This is a genomic window from Polaribacter vadi, from assembly GCF_018861005.1.
Taxonomy (GTDB): Bacteria; Bacteroidota; Bacteroidia; order Flavobacteriales; family Flavobacteriaceae; genus Polaribacter; species Polaribacter vadi_A.
Map to the genome: position 1 here is coordinate 178528 of NZ_JAHKQL010000002.1, position 17948 is coordinate 196475.

General features: G+C 28.9%; 14 protein-coding genes. 6 read left to right on the forward strand and 8 right to left on the reverse strand.

The window, feature by feature from the left end:
- Window positions 1–81 precede the first annotated feature (81 nt).
- Together KO506_RS01615 and KO506_RS01620 are read left to right on the forward strand one after the other, a co-directional pair.
- Window positions 82–1257 carry an acetyl-CoA C-acyltransferase gene (locus tag KO506_RS01615; RefSeq protein WP_215993158.1) on the forward strand — a complete coding sequence of 392 codons (1176 nt, stop codon included), beginning with the start codon at window positions 82–84 and terminating at the stop codon, window positions 1255–1257.
- A gap of 14 nt (window positions 1258–1271) precedes the next feature.
- The gene (locus KO506_RS01620) at window positions 1272–2039 is read left to right on the forward strand and encodes a C40 family peptidase (protein ID WP_215993159.1); all 768 of its coding nucleotides are present in this window, start codon (window positions 1272–1274) and stop codon (window positions 2037–2039) included.
- 53 nt (window positions 2040–2092) lie between these two features.
- On the opposite strand, the gene KO506_RS01625 is transcribed toward KO506_RS01620, so the two are convergent.
- Window positions 2093–3340 (reverse strand): tetratricopeptide repeat protein, encoded by a 1248-nt coding sequence (locus KO506_RS01625; RefSeq protein ID WP_215993160.1) that lies wholly within the window; start codon window positions 3338–3340, stop codon window positions 2093–2095.
- Window positions 3341–3362: 22 nt separating this feature from the next.
- Window positions 3363–5867, reverse strand: coding sequence for a DNA gyrase subunit A (gene gyrA, locus KO506_RS01630; RefSeq protein ID WP_215993161.1), 2505 nt, complete (start codon window positions 5865–5867; stop codon window positions 3363–3365).
- 271 nt (window positions 5868–6138) lie between these two features.
- Between gyrA and KO506_RS01635 the strand changes: the two genes are divergently transcribed.
- The 4 genes from KO506_RS01635 to KO506_RS01650 all read left to right on the forward strand — a co-directional run bounded on the left by KO506_RS01635 (window position 6139) and on the right by KO506_RS01650 (window position 10799).
- Window positions 6139–8703, forward strand: a complete 2565-nt coding sequence (locus tag KO506_RS01635; RefSeq protein ID WP_215993162.1) for an ATP-dependent Clp protease ATP-binding subunit — start codon at window positions 6139–6141, stop codon at window positions 8701–8703.
- A 64-nt stretch (window positions 8704–8767) separates the two neighbouring features.
- Window positions 8768–9454 (forward strand): GNAT family N-acetyltransferase, encoded by a 687-nt coding sequence (locus KO506_RS01640; protein ID WP_215993163.1) that lies wholly within the window; start codon window positions 8768–8770, stop codon window positions 9452–9454.
- A 150-nt stretch (window positions 9455–9604) separates the two neighbouring features.
- Window positions 9605–10168, forward strand: a complete 564-nt coding sequence (locus KO506_RS01645; protein WP_215993164.1) for a TetR/AcrR family transcriptional regulator — start codon at window positions 9605–9607, stop codon at window positions 10166–10168.
- A gap of 73 nt (window positions 10169–10241) precedes the next feature.
- Window positions 10242–10799, forward strand: coding sequence for a carboxymuconolactone decarboxylase family protein (locus KO506_RS01650; RefSeq protein ID WP_215993165.1), 558 nt, complete (start codon window positions 10242–10244; stop codon window positions 10797–10799).
- 79 nt (window positions 10800–10878) lie between these two features.
- Here KO506_RS01650 and KO506_RS01655 read toward each other — a convergent pair whose 3' ends face one another.
- From KO506_RS01655 to KO506_RS01680, 6 genes are all read right to left on the reverse strand, one after another.
- Window positions 10879–12246: a dihydrolipoamide acetyltransferase family protein gene (locus KO506_RS01655; protein WP_215993166.1), complete on the reverse strand. Its 1368-nt coding sequence runs from the start codon at window positions 12244–12246 to the stop codon at window positions 10879–10881.
- A gap of 661 nt (window positions 12247–12907) precedes the next feature.
- Entirely contained in the window at window positions 12908–14542 is a 1635-nt protein-coding gene (locus KO506_RS01660) for a tetratricopeptide repeat protein (protein ID WP_215993167.1), read from the reverse strand.
- Between the two features lie 131 nt (window positions 14543–14673).
- Window positions 14674–15576, reverse strand: a complete 903-nt coding sequence (gene hemF / locus KO506_RS01665) for an oxygen-dependent coproporphyrinogen oxidase (RefSeq protein ID WP_215993168.1) — start codon at window positions 15574–15576, stop codon at window positions 14674–14676.
- Window positions 15576–16523, reverse strand: a complete 948-nt coding sequence (locus KO506_RS01670) for a hypothetical protein (RefSeq protein ID WP_215993169.1) — start codon at window positions 16521–16523, stop codon at window positions 15576–15578. Before KO506_RS01670 ends, hemF begins: the two co-directional genes overlap by 1 nt.
- A gap of 122 nt (window positions 16524–16645) precedes the next feature.
- Complete coding sequence (locus KO506_RS01675; protein WP_215993170.1) at window positions 16646–17404, reverse strand: EI24 domain-containing protein; 759 nt, start codon at window positions 17402–17404, stop codon at window positions 16646–16648.
- A gap of 10 nt (window positions 17405–17414) precedes the next feature.
- Window positions 17415–17900, reverse strand: a complete 486-nt coding sequence (locus tag KO506_RS01680; protein WP_215993171.1) for a DUF6973 domain-containing protein — start codon at window positions 17898–17900, stop codon at window positions 17415–17417.
- Window positions 17901–17948 lie beyond the last annotated feature (48 nt).

The following is a 17948-nucleotide window of genomic DNA, read 5'->3' on the forward strand; positions in this document are numbered from 1 at the left end:
ACAATTCCATTAAGATTTCTTTTTGATTTAAAATGGTTATTTTAGCATATTGTTTTTTAAAAATTACCTTAAATTTATTTTATGAATGATGTAGTAATTGTATCTGTAGCAAGAACGCCTATTGGTAGTTTTATGGGGAGTTTATCTACAATACCAGCAACAATCTTAGGGGCAAAAGCCATAAAAGGTGCTTTAGAAAAAATTAATTTAGATGCCAACCTTGTAGAAGAAGTATTTATGGGTAATGTGGTTTCTGCTGGTTTAGGACAAGCACCTGCAAGACAAGCTGCAATTCATGCTGGCATACCAGATACTGTACCTTGTACAACCGTGAATAAAGTTTGTGCTTCTGGCATGAAATCGATTATGTTAGCTTCACAAACAATTGCTTTAGGTGATGCTGACATTGTGATTGCTGGTGGTATGGAAAATATGAGCTTGATTCCTCATTATCAATATGCAAGAACTGGTTCTAAATTTGGAGCAATTACTATGGAAGATGGTATGCAAAAAGACGGTTTAGTAGATGCTTATGGCAAAATTGCTATGGGTGTTTGTGCAGATGAATGTGCTACTGAGTATAATTTTACTAGAGAAGACCAAGATGCATTTGCAATTCAATCTTACGAAAGATCTGCAAAAGCTTGGAGTGAAGGTAAATTTGATGATGAAATTGTACCAGTTTCAATTCCACAAAGAAGAGGTGAGCCTATTATTTTTTCTTCGGATGAAGAGTACAAGAATGTAAAAATGGAAAAAATACCAGCTTTAAGACCCGCTTTTACAAAAGATGGAACTGTAACAGCTGCAAATGCCTCTACTATAAATGATGGTGGAGCTGCTTTGGTTTTAATGTCTGCTAAAAAGGCTGCTGAGTTAAACCTAACTCCACTTGCAAAAATAGTGAGTTATGCAGATGCTGCTCACGAACCAAAATGGTTTACAACTGCACCTTCTAAAGCTTTACCAAAAGCATTAACAAAAGCAAATTTAAATATTGATGATGTAGATTATTTTGAATTTAATGAAGCTTTTTCTGTAGTAGGTTTAGCAAATATGAAAATATTAGGTATTAGTGATAAAAACACCAACGTAAATGGTGGTGCTGTTTCTTTAGGGCATCCATTAGGAGTTTCTGGAGCAAGAATTGTAATTGCTTTAACCTCTATTTTAAAACAAAATAATGCCAAAATTGGTGCAGCTACTATTTGTAATGGTGGTGGTGGTGCAAGTGCATTAATTATAGAACGCATCTAATTTTATTCAATAATTTGTACGGAATTTGTAATTTAAGTATTGTTCCTTTACGAGCAGAATCTACAGACCAATCAGAAATGGTTAGTCAGGTTTTGTTTGGTGAATATTTTACCATTCTTGAAAAAGATAAAAATTGGAGTAAAATTAAATTGTCTTTTGATGAATACGAAGGCTTTATAGACAATAAACAATTCGAAGAAATATCCGAAGAATTATTTCATAAAATAAGTGAGCAAACCCATATTTATTCTGGTGAAGTTATTGATTATATTACTGATACTTCTAATAATTTATTAACGATTCCATTAGGTGCTCAGTTACCTTTTTATGAAAACCAGCGTTTTTCTATAAACCAAAAAAAGTTTCAATTTGAAGGAAAGATCTTTTCTCGAGTACAGTCTAGAAATGAAATTATACAAACCGCATTTATTTTCATAAATACACCTTACTTATGGGGTGGTAAAACTCCTTTTGGTATTGATTGCTCTGGTTTTACACAAATGGTGTATAAATTATGTGGTCATAAATTATTTAGAGACGCGAATGAACAAGCAAAACAAGGAGAAGTTTTAAGTTTTATAGAAGAAAGTGAACCTGGTGATTTAGCCTTTTTTGATAATGAGGAAGGAGAAATTATTCACGTTGGTATCATCTTAAAAGATTACCATATTATTCATGCTTATGGTAAAGTTAGAATTGATACTTTAGATCATAGTGGAATTTTTAATAGCGATTTACAAACACATACTCATAAATTAAGAGTCATCAAAAAATTAATATAAAAAAAACCGAAACTTAACAATTTCGGTTTTTTTTGTTTTATAAAAAGTCTTTTTTATTGACCTCTCATTTCTTTATAAACAACTCTTAAAGCATCTGCTTTTTCAGTCATTTCTAATAGATCATAAATATTTAAAATAGACTTAACAGTATCTTCTGTTCTACCTAATTCATCTGCTTTTTCCAAATAAGGTAAAGCCTCTCTGTATAATTCTTTTTGCTTACCTTCTAACTCATCATACTTTTTAAAGTTAGATAAATTTTTGTTCATTTCCTCAACAATAGCTTCTTCTCCTGCAAGAATTGCTACAGCTAAATTCATGTAAGCATCTCCATAATCTGGCTTTAATTCAATTGCTTTTTTGTAATATTTAATAGCTTCTTCAGTCTTTTTTTCATTTTGATTTACAACACCTAAATTAAAGAAAAGTGAAGGGTTTGTAGGGTCTAACTCAATTGCTTCTTGCATTAATTCACCAAACTTATCCATTTGTTTTAATTTAATGTAAAGTTGAGCTTCGTTTAATAAAAGGTTTAAATCTTTTGGATTAGACTTTCTAGCCTCTTGAATAACTACAATTGCTTCATCATTTTTACCTTGGTTTATTAAAATATAACCAATGTTTTTAATAATTTCTGGCTGCTTAGATTCAGAAACTTTATCAGTTGGGTTTGTGTATGTACCAAACTTAACCATTGTGTTTCTATTCTCTTTTGTGCCTAAATTTTCTGTAGCCCCACTTGCTTTATTTACGGCTAAATATTGCGTAGAAATACCTGTGTAACCTAATTTTTGCAACTCATTATAATATTTTAAAGAAGTATCATAATCTTTTTCTAAAGAAGCACTTACAGCTGCATTGTATAAAAAAGTAGTATCACTAGGACTTAATTTATAAGTCAAGTAAAAATCTTTAGTTGCAGATTTATAATCTTTATCTGTACTATAGGCTTTAATTGCTTTTTCTGAAACAAACAGAATTAATTCATTTAATTTTGGTGTAGCAATTTTAGTGTATTTAGAACTACCACTAGCTTTTTCTACTTCAAATAATTTGTTGTAAGCCTCTGCTGCTTTTTCAACATTAGTTTTTCCATACGTAGCACCTTTTAAATAATAATATTTAGCTTCGTACTTTGCATCCATAGAACCTTCCATACTTTCTAAAGGAAGAATAGCTGCTTTCGCTGTCTTAAAGTCATTCTTTTTAATGGCTTTCTCTGCAGCTTTTAGTTCATTTTTTTGCGCGAACATTCCAATTGACATCAATCCTAATGAAAGTGCTAATATTTGTTTTTTCATTTTACTGTATTTAAATTTATTGTTACTCTTGATTTTCGTTTGTACTATTTTCAATATCCGTGCCATTTTCTATTTCTTCATCTGCATCTTCTTCATTTACAACTTTGGCAACAGCTGCAATACTATCGTCTTCTTTAATATTAATTAAACGCACGCCTTGTGTTGCACGTCCCATAACACGTAAGTCTTCAACAGCCATTCTAATAATAATTCCAGATTTATTAATAATCATTAAATCGTTAGAATCGTCTACATTTTTAATGGCTACTAAATTACCTGTTTTTTCAGATATATTTAAGGTTTTAACACCTTTACCTCCTCTATTTGTAAGTCTATAATCTTCTAAACTAGAACGTTTTCCATATCCTTTTTCAGAAACTACAAGAATGTTGCTATCCATATCATTTACAGCAACCATACCAATTACTTCATCATTTTCATGTTGTAAAGTAATACCTCTTACACCAGAAGCTGTTCTACCCATAGGTCTTGTTTTTGCTTCTTCAAAACGAATAGATTTACCCGATTTTAAAGCTAACATTACTTGGCTATCTCCTGTAGTTAATTTTGCTTCTAACAACTCATCACCTTCTTTAATGGTAATTGCATTAATACCATTAGTTCTTGGTCTTGAGTATTGCTCTAAAGATGTCTTTTTAACCTGTCCTTTTTTGGTAGCCATAATTACGTAATGACTATTTACATAATCTTCATCTTTTAAATCTTGAGTTACCAAAAATGCTTTAACGCTATCATCTTGCTCAATATTAATCAAGTTTTGCATTGCTCTACCTTTGGTGTTTTTACCACCTTCAGGAATTTCATAAACACGCATCCAGAAAACTTTACCTTTTTGAGTAAAGAACATCATATATTGATGATTTGTACCAACGAATAAATGCTCTAAGAAATCTTCATTTCTTGTTGTTGCACCTTTTTGACCTCTTCCTCCTCTATTCTGAACTTTATACTCTTCAAGGTTTGTACGCTTTAAATAACCAGCGTTAGAAATGGTAACTACAACTTTAGTATCAGGAATCATATCCTCTATACGCATATCACCACCTGCATATTCTATAATAGATCTACGTTCATCACCATATTTACTTTTGATGTGTAATAACTCATCAGTAATTATTTGATAACGTCTTGGCTCATTAGATAAAATATCTTTTAAGTCTGCAATAGTTATCATAATCTCATCATACTCAGCACGTAATTTATCTTGCTCTAAACCTGTTAATTGACGCAAACGCATTTCTACAATTGCTTTTGCTTGAATTTCTGTTAACTCAAAACGTTCAATTAAACTTGCTCTTGCTTCATCAGCATTAGAAGATGCTCTAATAATTTTAATTACTTCATCAATATTATCAGAAGCTATAATTAATCCTTCTAAAATATGTGCTCTAGCTTCTGCTTTCTTTAATTCATATTCTGTTCTACGAACAACAACCTCATGTCTGTGTTCAACAAAATAATGAATTAATTGTTTTAAATTTAATTGCTCTGGTCTACCATTAACCAATGCAATATTATTTACACTAAAAGAAGTCTGTAATTGCGTGTATTTAAACAGTTTATTTAGAACGATATTTGGTATTGCATCACGTTTTAAAATGTAAACAATACGCATTCCATTTCTATCAGACTCATCTCTAATGTTAGAAATACCTTCAATTTTTTTATCATTTACCAAGTCAGCAGTTTTCTTAATCATATCTGCTTTATTCACTTGGTAAGGAATTTCAGTTACAACAATACACTCACGTCCTTTAACTTCTTCGATATTAGCTTTGGCACGCATTACAATTCGCCCACGACCAGTATGAAAAGCATCTCTTACGCCATCATAACCATAGATAATTCCTCCTGTAGGAAAATCTGGAGCAGTTACGTGTTGCATTAATTCATCTATCTCAATATCTCTATTTTCTATATAAGCAACAGTACCATTTATAACTTCTGTTAAGTTATGAGGCGCCATGTTTGTAGCCATACCAACAGCAATACCAGAAGCTCCATTTACTAATAAATTAGGAATACGAGTTGGTAAAACAGTTGGTTCTTGTAAAGTATCATCAAAATTTAAAGAATGGTCTACAGTATCTTTTTCAATATCAGCTAACATTTCTTCTGATATTTTTTGCATTCTTACCTCAGTATAACGCATTGCTGCAGGAGAATCACCATCTACAGAACCAAAGTTTCCTTGGCCATCTACCATCATATAACGCACACTCCAATCTTGTGCCATTCTTACCATAGAATCGTATACAGAAGTATCTCCATGTGGATGATACTTACCTAATACTTCCCCAACAATTCTTGCTGATTTTTTATAAGCTCCAGTAGCTTTAATTCCTAATTCATGCATCCCATACAAAACCCTTCTGTGCACTGGTTTTAAACCATCTCTTACATCTGGTAATGCTCTTGAAACTATTACTGACATTGAGTAATCAATGTATGCAGCTTTCATCTGCTCTTCAATGTTAATTGGAATTAACTTTTCGCCTTCTGCCATATATAATTCTTATTAATAATTATCTAATTTTTAAAACAAGGCAAGATACTATTTCTTGTACTTTTTTCAAAGGTTTTAACACTTAGAAACAGCAGAGTTATCAACATTTTTTAATAATTTTTAACGTTATTTTATTTGCCTGATTTACAATAGTTTTCTATCTTGTATTGCAGGTCAAACTGTCAGTTTTATACAATGGCATCTTTTTTGTAATTATTTTGACAAAAAAAGGACTAAATTTACAACACATCAATTTTAGATAGAAAGAAATATGGACGATAATTTTTCACCAAAAGTTAGAGATGTAATCACTTTCAGTAAAGAAGAGGCTTTAAGATTAGGGCATGAATTTATTGGAACAGAACATTTAATACTTGGTTTGATAAGAAAAGGCGAAGGAAAAGCAATAGAAATATTAACAACATTTGATGTTGATTTAATGCTATTGCGTAAAAAATTGGAGCAACTTAATCCATCAAACCCAACATTTACAGAAGTAACAGATAAACCTAGTTTACGGTTAACAAGGCAAGCAGAAAAGGCGTTAAAAACAACTTTTTTAGAAGCTAAATTATATCAAAGTGATGCTATTGATACAGCCCACTTACTACTTTGTATTTTGCGTAATGAAAATGACCCAACAACAAAGTTGATTCAAAAATATCACGTAAATTATGATGAAGCAAAAGCATTATACAAACAGTTACATGTAGATAATTCTGATTTAGATTTACCTGCAAACCCAATAGCAGAAACTCCTTCTGATGATGAATATGCATCAGAAAAACCAAACCCTTTTGAGCAATCTCAAAAAAGCAAAACAGCAAAAAAATCTAAAACTCCTGTTTTAGATAATTTTGGTAGAGACTTAACAGATTTAGCTGAAAAAGGCAAATTAGATCCTGTTGTGGGGCGTCAAAAAGAAATAGAAAGAGTTTCTCAAATCTTAAGTCGTAGAAAGAAAAATAACCCAATGTTAATTGGTGAACCAGGTGTTGGTAAATCTGCTATTGCAGAAGGTTTAGCTATTAGAATTGTTGAGCGAAAAGTATCAAGAATCTTATTTGATAAAAGGTTGGTTTCTTTAGATTTAGCTAGCTTAGTTGCAGGTACAAAATACAGAGGTCAGTTCGAAGAAAGAATGAAAGCTTTAATGAATGAATTAGAAAAGAATGATGATATTATTCTTTTTATTGACGAAATTCATACCATAGTTGGTGCAGGTGGTGCAACTGGTTCTTTAGACGCATCTAACATGTTAAAACCAGCTTTAGCAAGAGGAGAAATACAATGTATTGGTGCTACAACTTTAGATGAGTTTAGAACAAATATCGAAAAAGATGGAGCTTTAGAACGTCGTTTTCAAAAGGTAATTGTAGATCCAACTACTGTTGAAGAAACTATTCAAATTTTACAGAATATAAAAGGTAAATACGAAGAACATCATAATGTTGATTTTACAGACGATGCAATTGAAGCTTGTGTAAAATTAACAAATAGGTATATGACAGATAGATACTTACCAGACAAAGCAATTGATGCTTTAGATGAAGCTGGTTCTCGAATTCATATTACCAATATTGTTGTTCCTAAACAAGTTTTAGAGTTAGAATCTCAATTAGAGATTATTAGAGATCGTAAAACTAAAGCCGTTAATGGACAAAAATACGAGGAAGCTGCCAAGTTAAGAGATGATGAAAAGAATATGGAGGCTGCTTTAAATTCTGCTCAGAAACAATGGGAAGATGACTCTAAATTAAACAGAGAGATTGTTACAGAAGATAATGTTGCAGAAGTAGTTTCTATGATGACTGGTATACCTGTTAATCGAGTTGCAGAAGCAGAAAGCCATAGACTACATGAATTACCAGGAATGATTAAAGGTAAAGTAATTGGGCAAGATGAAGCAGTAACTAAGGTTGTAAAAGCAATTCAACGTAATAGAGTGGGCTTAAAAGACCCAAACAAACCAATTGGTTCTTTTATTTTCTTAGGACAAACTGGTGTTGGAAAAACTCAATTAGCAAAAGTTTTAGCTCGTGAATTATTTGATTCTGATGATTCTTTAATTAGAATTGACATGAGTGAATACATGGAAAAATTTGCTATTTCACGTTTAATTGGTGCACCTCCAGGTTATGTGGGTTATGAAGAAGGTGGTCAATTAACAGAAAAAGTTCGTAGAAAACCATATTCTGTAATTTTATTAGATGAGATAGAAAAAGCGCATCCAGATGTGTTTAATATGCTGTTGCAAATTTTAGATGATGGCCATATTACTGATAGTTTAGGTCGTAAAATCGATTTTAGAAATACCATAATTATTATGACATCTAATATTGGTGCTCGTCAATTAAAAGATTTTGGTGGTGGAGTTGGTTTTGGAACATCATCTAAAAAAGAACAAGCTGATGCACACGCAAAATCTGTTATAGAAGGCGCTTTAAAGAAATCTTTTGCACCAGAATTTTTAAACAGAATAGATGATGTAATTGTATTTAATGCTCTTGAAAGAGAAGACATCCACTCTATTATAGATATTGAATTAGACAAACTTTTAAGTAGAATTTCTGATTTAGGTTACACTTTAAATTTAAGTGATAAAGCTAAAGATTATATTGCTGATAAAGGTTTTGATAAAAAATATGGAGCTAGACCTTTAAAGAGAGCAATTCAGAAATATATAGAAGATGCGTTAGCTGAAGAAATAGTAAATTCTAAACTTTCTGAAGGCGATACTATTTCTATGGATTTTGATGATGTAAAAGATGAACTTACAATTAATATTGTAAAAGGCGAAAAGAAACCTGAAACAAGAACTGAAACAGAGTCTTAATATAATTTATATTTAAAAGCATAAAAAACTCGCGGATACTGCGAGTTTTTTATTTTTGTAAACAATGGTAACTTTAGAAGAGAAATTAAAAAATCCGGTTTGGTATTCTTTACAAGAAACACATAAAAAATTTCGAATAGAATTTGATGGTGCTTATTTCTACAAACCTGAAATAAATAATTTTGGTGCTTTTTTTGATGAAACTAAAACTGCTGAGGCATCAAAAAAATATGCAGACAAAACTGAAAACTTCTTTTTTGTATCAGAAAATCAAACTCCAATAATAGATTCAGAAAAAATTACTTTATCTAAAAAAATTAATGGTTGTCAAATGGTTTTAGACAATTTGATTGATGTTAATATTAAAGAAAAAATTATTTTATTAACTGATAAAAATATAGAAGAAGTTTATAATTTAATTTGGTTAATAATGCCAGGATTCTATCAAAAAAAAGGATTTAAAATGGGCAATTTTTATGGTATTTATAAAGATAATAAATTAGTTGCTATTTCTGGTCAAAGAATGCAAACTGACCATTTTATAGAAATAAGTTCTGTTGTTACACATCCAGACTATACCAAAAGAGGTTTTGCAAAACAACTTATCTATCATACATCAAAAGAAATTTTAAAAGAAAATAAACTACCTATTTTACATACCAATAAAGGAAATCCTGCAATCGGAATTTATGAAAAACTAGGTTATAAACTTACTAGAGATATGAATTGGTGGTTGTATACTAAGAAGTAATTTTTATTAAAGTATCTCATCAAAATAAACAAATGTTATAAATTTATACAAAGTATAAAAACACAAAATTTTGTTAAGTTTTATTATAACAAAGCTTAATATTTTTTTATTTCTAACCAATTGTTTAGTTTTGTAGCGTAATTAGAAATAATGGCAAGAAAAAAAGCATATAATGAAGACGTAGTCCTTGAAAAAGCGATGAATCTATTTTGGAAAAATGGATACGAATCTACATCTATGCAAATGCTCGAAAAAGAAATGGGCATTAATAAGTTTTCTATTTACTCTAGTTTTGGCAACAAACGTGGTCTTTTTATTGAAAGTTTAAAAGGCTACAATAAAAAGTTGAATTCAGTTTTTGAAGATTTAAAGAATTCTAAAACGGGTATTGACGGTATTAAACATTTTTTTTACAATTCAGTTAGCATTTGCAAACTAAAAGGATACCAAAAAGGCTGTTTAGTAACCAATACTTATAATGAATTTTCTAACAAAGAAGATGAAATTATTAACGAACAAATGAATTCTTTTATGAATAATTTAAAAGATATTTTTATTGAAAAGTTAAGTTTAAATTCTACTAAAGACAGAGAAACTATATTAAAACAAGCTAATTATTTACTTTTAGCAAAACACGGTTTATCTGCAGCATCTAGAGTAAACAGCGACAAAGAAATAGAAGATTATATAGAAATGATTTTCCAAAATTTATAAATCATTTTTTTTAAACTAAAACTAAACGATTGTTTAGATATAACTCGAATTAAAACAAGTAAAAATAAAAATTATGACAACATTAAAAATTCACAATTTAGAAACAGCTCCAGAAGGAAGTAAAGTTTTATTAGAACAATCCTTAAAATCTAATGGAATGATTCCTGGTTTACATGGTGTATTAGCAGAATCTCCAGAAATATTAGAAGCATACCAAACGATTCATAAATTATTTACCAATACTTCTTTTAATAATGACGAATTAACTGTGGTTTGGCAAACAATTAACGTAGAACACGAATGCCATTATTGTGTACCTGCACATACTGCAATTGCAAATATGATGAAAGTTGATAGCGCAATTAGTGACGCTTTAAGAAACAAGACTGAATTACCTACAGAAAAATTACAAGCATTACGCAATTTCACATTAAAAATTGTTCGTAATCGTGGGCACGTTAATCAAGAAGATTTAAACACTTTTTATGCTACTGGTTATGGTGAAAAACAAGTATTAGAAATTATTTTAGGTTTATCTCAAAAAGTAATTAGCAATTACACAAACCATATTGCAAATACGCCTGTAGATGCTCCATTTCAAAAATTTGCTTGGGAACCAAAGACAGTTTAATTGATAAAACTTATTTATCAAAAGAATAAAAAAAAAGCGCTTAGTATACTAAGCGCTTTGTTTTATTAAATAAATATATTTAGAATTCTTTATTTACATCCCAAGCTTCAAGAGTTTCTTTTAGTGTTTTAATAAACATTCCTCCTAAAGCACCATTAACAACTCTATGATCGTAAGAATGTGATACAAACATTTTTTGTCTAATACCTACGTAATCTCCTTCTGAAGTTTCAATAACAGCTGGTACTTTTCTAATTGCTCCTAAAGCTAAAATTGCAACTTGTGGTTGATTAATAATTGGTGTACCCATTACAGAACCAAAACTACCAACATTGGTTACAGTATATGTACCCTCTTGAACTTCATCTGGTTTTAAAGCATTATTTCTGGCTCTATTTGCTAAATCATTTACAGCTGATGACATACCTACTAAATTTAGTTGATCAGCATTTTTAATTACTGGTACAATTAAATTACCATCTGGTAAAGCAGCAGCCATACCTAAATTAATGTTTTTCTTTTTTATAATTTTATCACCATCAACAGCAATATTAATTAAAGGATACTTTTTTATGGTTAACGCAATTGCTTGCATTAAAATTGGTGTAAAAGTTAACTTCTGACCTTCTCTTTCAAAAAATGCATCTTTAACTTTATTTCTCCAATTAACAATATTTGTTACATCTATTTCTATAAAAGATTGTACATGTGCAGAAGTATGTACTGAATCTACCATATGCTTGGCAATCAGTTTTCCCATTCTACTCATTTCAATAATTTCATCACCTCCATTTACAGAAATTGTACTGGATTTTTTAACTGGTTTTTCTACTTTAGGCTTTTGAATTGTTGCTACTTTCTTTTCTTGAATAGGAACTTGCACTGGTTTAGATTCAGATACTGGAACTGATACTGGTTTTGGAGCTTTAGTTACTTTATTTTCTATATAAGTAAGTATATCACTTTTAGTAACTCTACCATCTTGACCTGTACCTACAATAGCATCTAACTCATCTATAGAAACACCTTCTGTTTGTGCTATATTTCTGACTAAAGGTGAGTAAAATTTAGTAGAATCAGGAGAGTTAGTTATAGGTTTTGCAACTATTTCAATTGCTTTTTCTATTATTTTTTCTACCTCTACAACCTTTGGAGCTGGAGTTTCTTTTACAATTACTGGCTCTTGTTTAGTTGGTGCACTACCTTTGTCTGTCTCAATAATTGCAATAGTTTCACCAACAGCAACAACAGTATCATTTTCAAATAAAATTTCAACTAAAGTTCCTTCTACTTCAGATGGCACCTCAGAATCTACTTTATCTGTAGCTATTTCTACAACAGCTTCATCAAGTTCAACAGGGTCTCCAACTTCTTTTAGCCAAGAAGTTATGGTTGCTTCTGCAACACTTTCTCCCATTTTTGGTAATTTTAATTCGAATCTTGCCATTTATCCTGATTTTACAGAGCGTAAAAGTACTAAAAATGGTTGATTTTATTATCATAAAACACAACTAAAAAAGTATTTGCTAAACTTTAACTTTGTATTTTCGACAATAAAACAGACATTAACAATCACATTTTTATTAATAAAATGATTTTTAAAGCTTTTAAATAAAAAATAATCAATAATTTTATTGCAAATTAATCATCTAACAATTTATATTACTTAAAATTCACTAATACATAAATGTTAGTTTTCTAGTAGTTAAGATGCTTTAAATAAATATAATGATTTTCTAAATCTGTTATTAATAAAGTATAATCTTCTCTAATTTTATAATATATACTATTATCTGAAAAGTTATTTATAACAAAAAAAAGTAGCTTTTAAAAAGCTACTTTATAAATAATTTGTTAACCAAACTAATTGGGATAGACAAATTGTTGAGGGGGGGGGATAGTTTTATTTTTCATATTGATAGATACAAATATAATTTTAAATAAAAACAAAACCACTTAAAAAGGGTAACAAATAGTAACAGTCGTAAAATTTAAAAAGTGACAAAAAGTGACAAGAAAAACCTATATAACTGTTTTACAAGTTTTTGAGAAAAAACAAAAGTAATAAAATTTCAATTTTTTTGGAATTACAATATCTTCCTTAACAATTAAAGTATCAGGTTTTGAATAAATCTTTCAAGTTTTTGATCTTTTGGAACATTCATTTTTTTTCTTATTCTATAACGAATAGCCTTAATTGCATCTGAATTTGAATTCCTTATAGATGCTATTTCTTTTATTGACAAATTTAAACGCAAGAGAGCACAAACCTCTCTTTCTGTCTTAGTAAGGTCTTTGTATGCATTAATTAATAAACTATCAAATCCATCGTTTACAGAACCTATTTTTTTCTTCAATAAAGTTAATTTACTTTCTATTGTAATTTGTTGTTGAATTTTAAATGATAAATCTTTTATGTAATTTTTTACAGCTAAAGATTTGTTTGATTTTCTTTGATTTTTTAATTGCATTAAAAGCTGCTTTAAAAACTCTAATCTCATGGAATTGTCTGCAACTAAACTTTTTATTTCTACTTCTGCTCCTTTAAACTTTTCCGCTAAAACTTCTTTTTTAATCTTTTCCTTGTCTAAATCTGCTTGTATTATTTTATTTTTATTAACTGAATTTCTATGAAAAAGTAATAACAAAGGAATACCTAATAATAAAAAAACAGAAATTAGACTTAAATATAACTTTTTATCAAAATCTTGTTCTTGTTTTAAAATTTGTAAATTTTTATTTTCAATTTTAAGCTTACTTTGAAGTTCAGTTTCTTTTAATGTATTTAATATTTGTGATTTAAAAATGGAGTCTGAATAAATTTTATGTTTTTGGTGATATAAATATGCCTTTTTATAATTTTTTAAGTCATAATTTACTTTAGCAAGTGAGTTATAAGATTTAGACAATCTTATTTTTAAATTTTCCTTTTCAGCTATACTAATTGAAGAATCTAGATATATTGAAGCAATCTTATAATTTCTCATTTTAATATAAGCAGCAGCAATATTGTGATAATTTACAGTAATTAATAACTGGTTATTTTCTTTCTTAGCATATTGCAGAACTAAACTTCTTAAACTTATAATTTCTTTGTATCTACCTTGTTTATAGTAAGTATTTGCCAAATTGTTATAAACATTATAAACTCTATCATCTCTGTTTAATATTTTAAAAATATTTAATGCTTTTTCATAAAAATAAATTGAAGAATCTAATTTTTTTTGCCTTGTATAATAATTACCTAAATACAAAAAACCTTTACCTAAATTTTTTTTATCTCCTTTTTTAGTAAATTTAAACGCTTTTTTATAATACTCAAATTCCTTTTTTTCTTGTTTTTTATACCTATAGACATAAGCAATATCAAAAGTAACAGATGCTAATCGTTCAAAATCATTGGTTTTTTCAAATATATCTTTTGCTATATTTAAATATCTTAAACTTGTACTTAGATTCCCTTTCTTCTTCTCTATTAAACCTAGTTTAAACAAAGCTCTACCTTTCATAGTATTACTTTTATCTTTATTTAAAGACAAGGCCTTAGCATAAAAGTATTCTGATTTAGCAATGTTTATATTGTAAAAGAACTCTCCACACTCATATAAAAACTTTATTTTTTCTTCATCAGTTTTTATTAAGTTTACAACTTCTTTTTTAGCTGTAAAAACAGAATCTAAATCTTGGGCATTCACAGTTAAAGAAGTTAGAAATAAAAAAAGTATAATAATTTTATAGAACATTGTAAAATATCTTTCTCTTAAGGAAAAGAATACCATAGAAGACTAAATTACTAAAAATTAGTATTAAAACTGTAAATATCTAAACAGAATAAAATAAAAAAGACAAAACTCACTGTTTTGTCTTTTTATTTTTAAACCCAATCTTTAGGCTTTTCTAAAACTCTAACAAGTTTTTCTTCTTCTGAATTTTCTTCTGGTTGATGATTATATTTCCACTGAACAATAGGTGGTAAACTCATTAAAATACTTTCTATCCTTCCATTAGTTTTAAGTCCAAACAAAGTTCCTCTATCATGTACTAAATTAAACTCTACATACCTTCCTCTTCTTACCTCTTGCCAATCTTTATGTTGTTTTGTAAACTGAATGTCTTTTCTTTTTTCTACAATTGGAACATAACTTTCTAAGAAACTATTGCCAACTTCCGTAACAAAATTGAATCTATCTTCTATAGAAAACTCTTCAGTTTCTTTTAAATAATCGAAAAATAAACCTCCAATTCCACGAGCTTCGTTTCTGTGAGAATTCCAGAAATATTCATCACATACTTTTTTAAACTTCGGATAAAATTCTGAATGATGTTTATCGCAAGTGGATTTACAAATTGTATGAAAATGAATTGCATCTTCTTCAAACAAATAATAAGGTGTTAAGTCTTGACCACCACCAAACCATTGGGTAACAACATCCCCTGCTTCATCATACATTTCAAAATAACGCCAATTTGCATGAACAGTAGGTACAAAAGGATTTTGAGGATGCAAAACCAAACTTAAACCACAAGCAAAAAAATTACCCTCTTTTACTTTAAATTGATTTCTTAATGCTTCTGGCAATTCTCCATGTACTGCAGAAATATTTACACCCCCTTTTTCGAAAACTGCACCATTTTCAATTACACGAGTTCTACCTCCACCACCTTCTTTTCTTTGCCAAATATCTTCTTGAAATTTAGCAACTCCATCAACTTCTGCTAGTTTAGCAGTTATGGCATCTTGTAGGTTTTCTATGTATTTGTAAAATTTGTTTTTCATTATTCTAAAATATTCAACGAGTTATTCTTATAATTAATAGCGATAACTTTATCTAAAAATAATTTATTTCCAGTTGTACCAATAACTTTTATTCCATTAAGATAAGTATCATCCATAGGTCTTGTACTGTAATGAATTTTATGCTTTTTTAAATTCATATCCATAAGATGTATATCTTCTTCTATAGTAGAACCAAAAACATCATAATATTTTCCAAAAGAAGAGACACTTAAAGTATCTATATTACTATTTCTTTTTACTTTATCCCAAACAGTTTTATCATTTGTAAGTAATGTAAAAATACTTGAACCAGTATCAAACATAACATAATAAGAATTGTCTCTTATTTTAATTGGCAAATGAACTCTATTAATTTGATCTAATGCAAAAGGTATGCTTTTTTTAATTCTAAAATTCCAAGGTATTTCTTCTAAAATTGCCATTCTTTTAGAAACGTAGTCCATTATAAGAATTTTATTCTTTAATAAATCTACCCCTAAAGTTCCTAAATGAATTCTACTTGTATTAAGCTGTTCTTTAGTAAATGTTTTTCCCGTGTTTGGATAAAACAATACTTTTTTTTGAAGTACTACAGTGTCCTTAAATTTTAAATTTAAATTAGTTAACGCTAATTTTACAGGTAAATTATTTAAGTTTCTATTACCTGATAACTTATCAAGTTTTTTTGACAGTTTTGTATTATTTTCTAAAAAAGAGGAAATGGTGTTTTCTTTAAAAAAACTTTCTGCTCCTGTATCAAATTGTGCAGAAAAACGGTTTGGAAAACTATCTATTTTAAAATTGAGGAAAATGGCAGCTTTATCAAATTGATGTCCTCCCATATTTATGGGAACCCAACTAAAATCTATCCAAAAAGATTCTCCGTTAGAACAAGAACTTAAAAAGATTAATAAGCTTAAAATAAAAATTTTATAAATGTTCTTCAATTTTTCATTTTTTATTACCTTTTAATAAACCATCAAGGTTTTGGAAACCTTGATGGATGTTTGGAAAACCTTGCAAGAAGTATTCAATATCTTACAGTAAATTTGAATATCTTGCTAAATAATTATTCTTCATAAACCAGCTCGTGCTTATTATGTAGTAATTTTAAAGTTTTGGTTGATGCTGCTGTTACTGACAATGGCAAGACAACTATAATTCCGACAATTGGTATTAACAAGAAAAGCATAAATACAACTCCATTACCAATAGCAAAACCTTTGTTTTTACTTACAAAATCTATGCTTCCTTTATAGTCTAAATGACGTTCTAGGGTATAATCCATATTACCAAAACCTGCATAATATGCTTGTACTAGAAATAATAAAATCGTAGAAAAGATATTTACTATGGGTATGAATTTAAGCAATAAAATAGGCACAGAAATTAGTAATTCTTTTGCTAAATTTCTAATATTTAAGCGTAAACCCCTTATTAACTGTTCTGTGTTAGATGTTTTACGATGCAAATGTTTTACATCTCCATAAAAATGTTTTTCAATTTTTTCTGAAACAGGACTCATAAATGGTGCTGATAAAGCCATTACAATATGTTTATAAAGTATTAAACCAATTATTAAGACAATTACACCACCAACAAAATTACTGATTCCATAAAAAATTTCTTTTCCCCAATCCCAAATCCAGATTTTAGCAATAAAACTACCAACATTGTCTGACAAAGCATAGGCTTCTATACCAATTAAAACTGCAGTAACTAGACTAATTAATACAGGTATTATAAAGTATTTCCAGAGTTTTAACTTTGAAATTAAAGCGAAAGCGCCTGAGTATTCTTTAATTCCTAAAATTATATTCTTTAACATAGTAAATTATTTAGTCTTCCAAAAATACCAAATTATCAATTTTATCTAGAGTAGTATCTGCATTAATTTTTACAGCGCTGTCTAATTTTTCAATTAAATATTCTTCAATTGCTATTATTGATTCATTTTTTAGAGTCGCAAACCATTTTCTACCCAATTGATTATTTTTTAAATCCATCTTTTGGGCTAAAATTTTATTAGGAGAAAAGTCTTCATGCCAATCTGTAATTTGCTTTGTCCAAGCCACAACTTGCTCTATATGTGAGCTAAACTTTAAACATTGTTTGGCAATTAAAATATTCCAGAGTGCGTGACGAAAAGCGTTTGCTTTATTGTCGAAATTATGAATATTTGGAAATCTTTTTTGAGCTATTCTTAGCGTTTTTACAGTTGCTCTAAAAGTAGCATACATAAAAATGGGATGTTTTAAAAACCACCCAAAAAGAACAATTACTTGCTTAAAATTTAGGCTTTTTATGATTTTCAATTTAGACATTTCTGTAATAATTATTTTTGAAAAGCATTTACTTAATTATTAACTCTA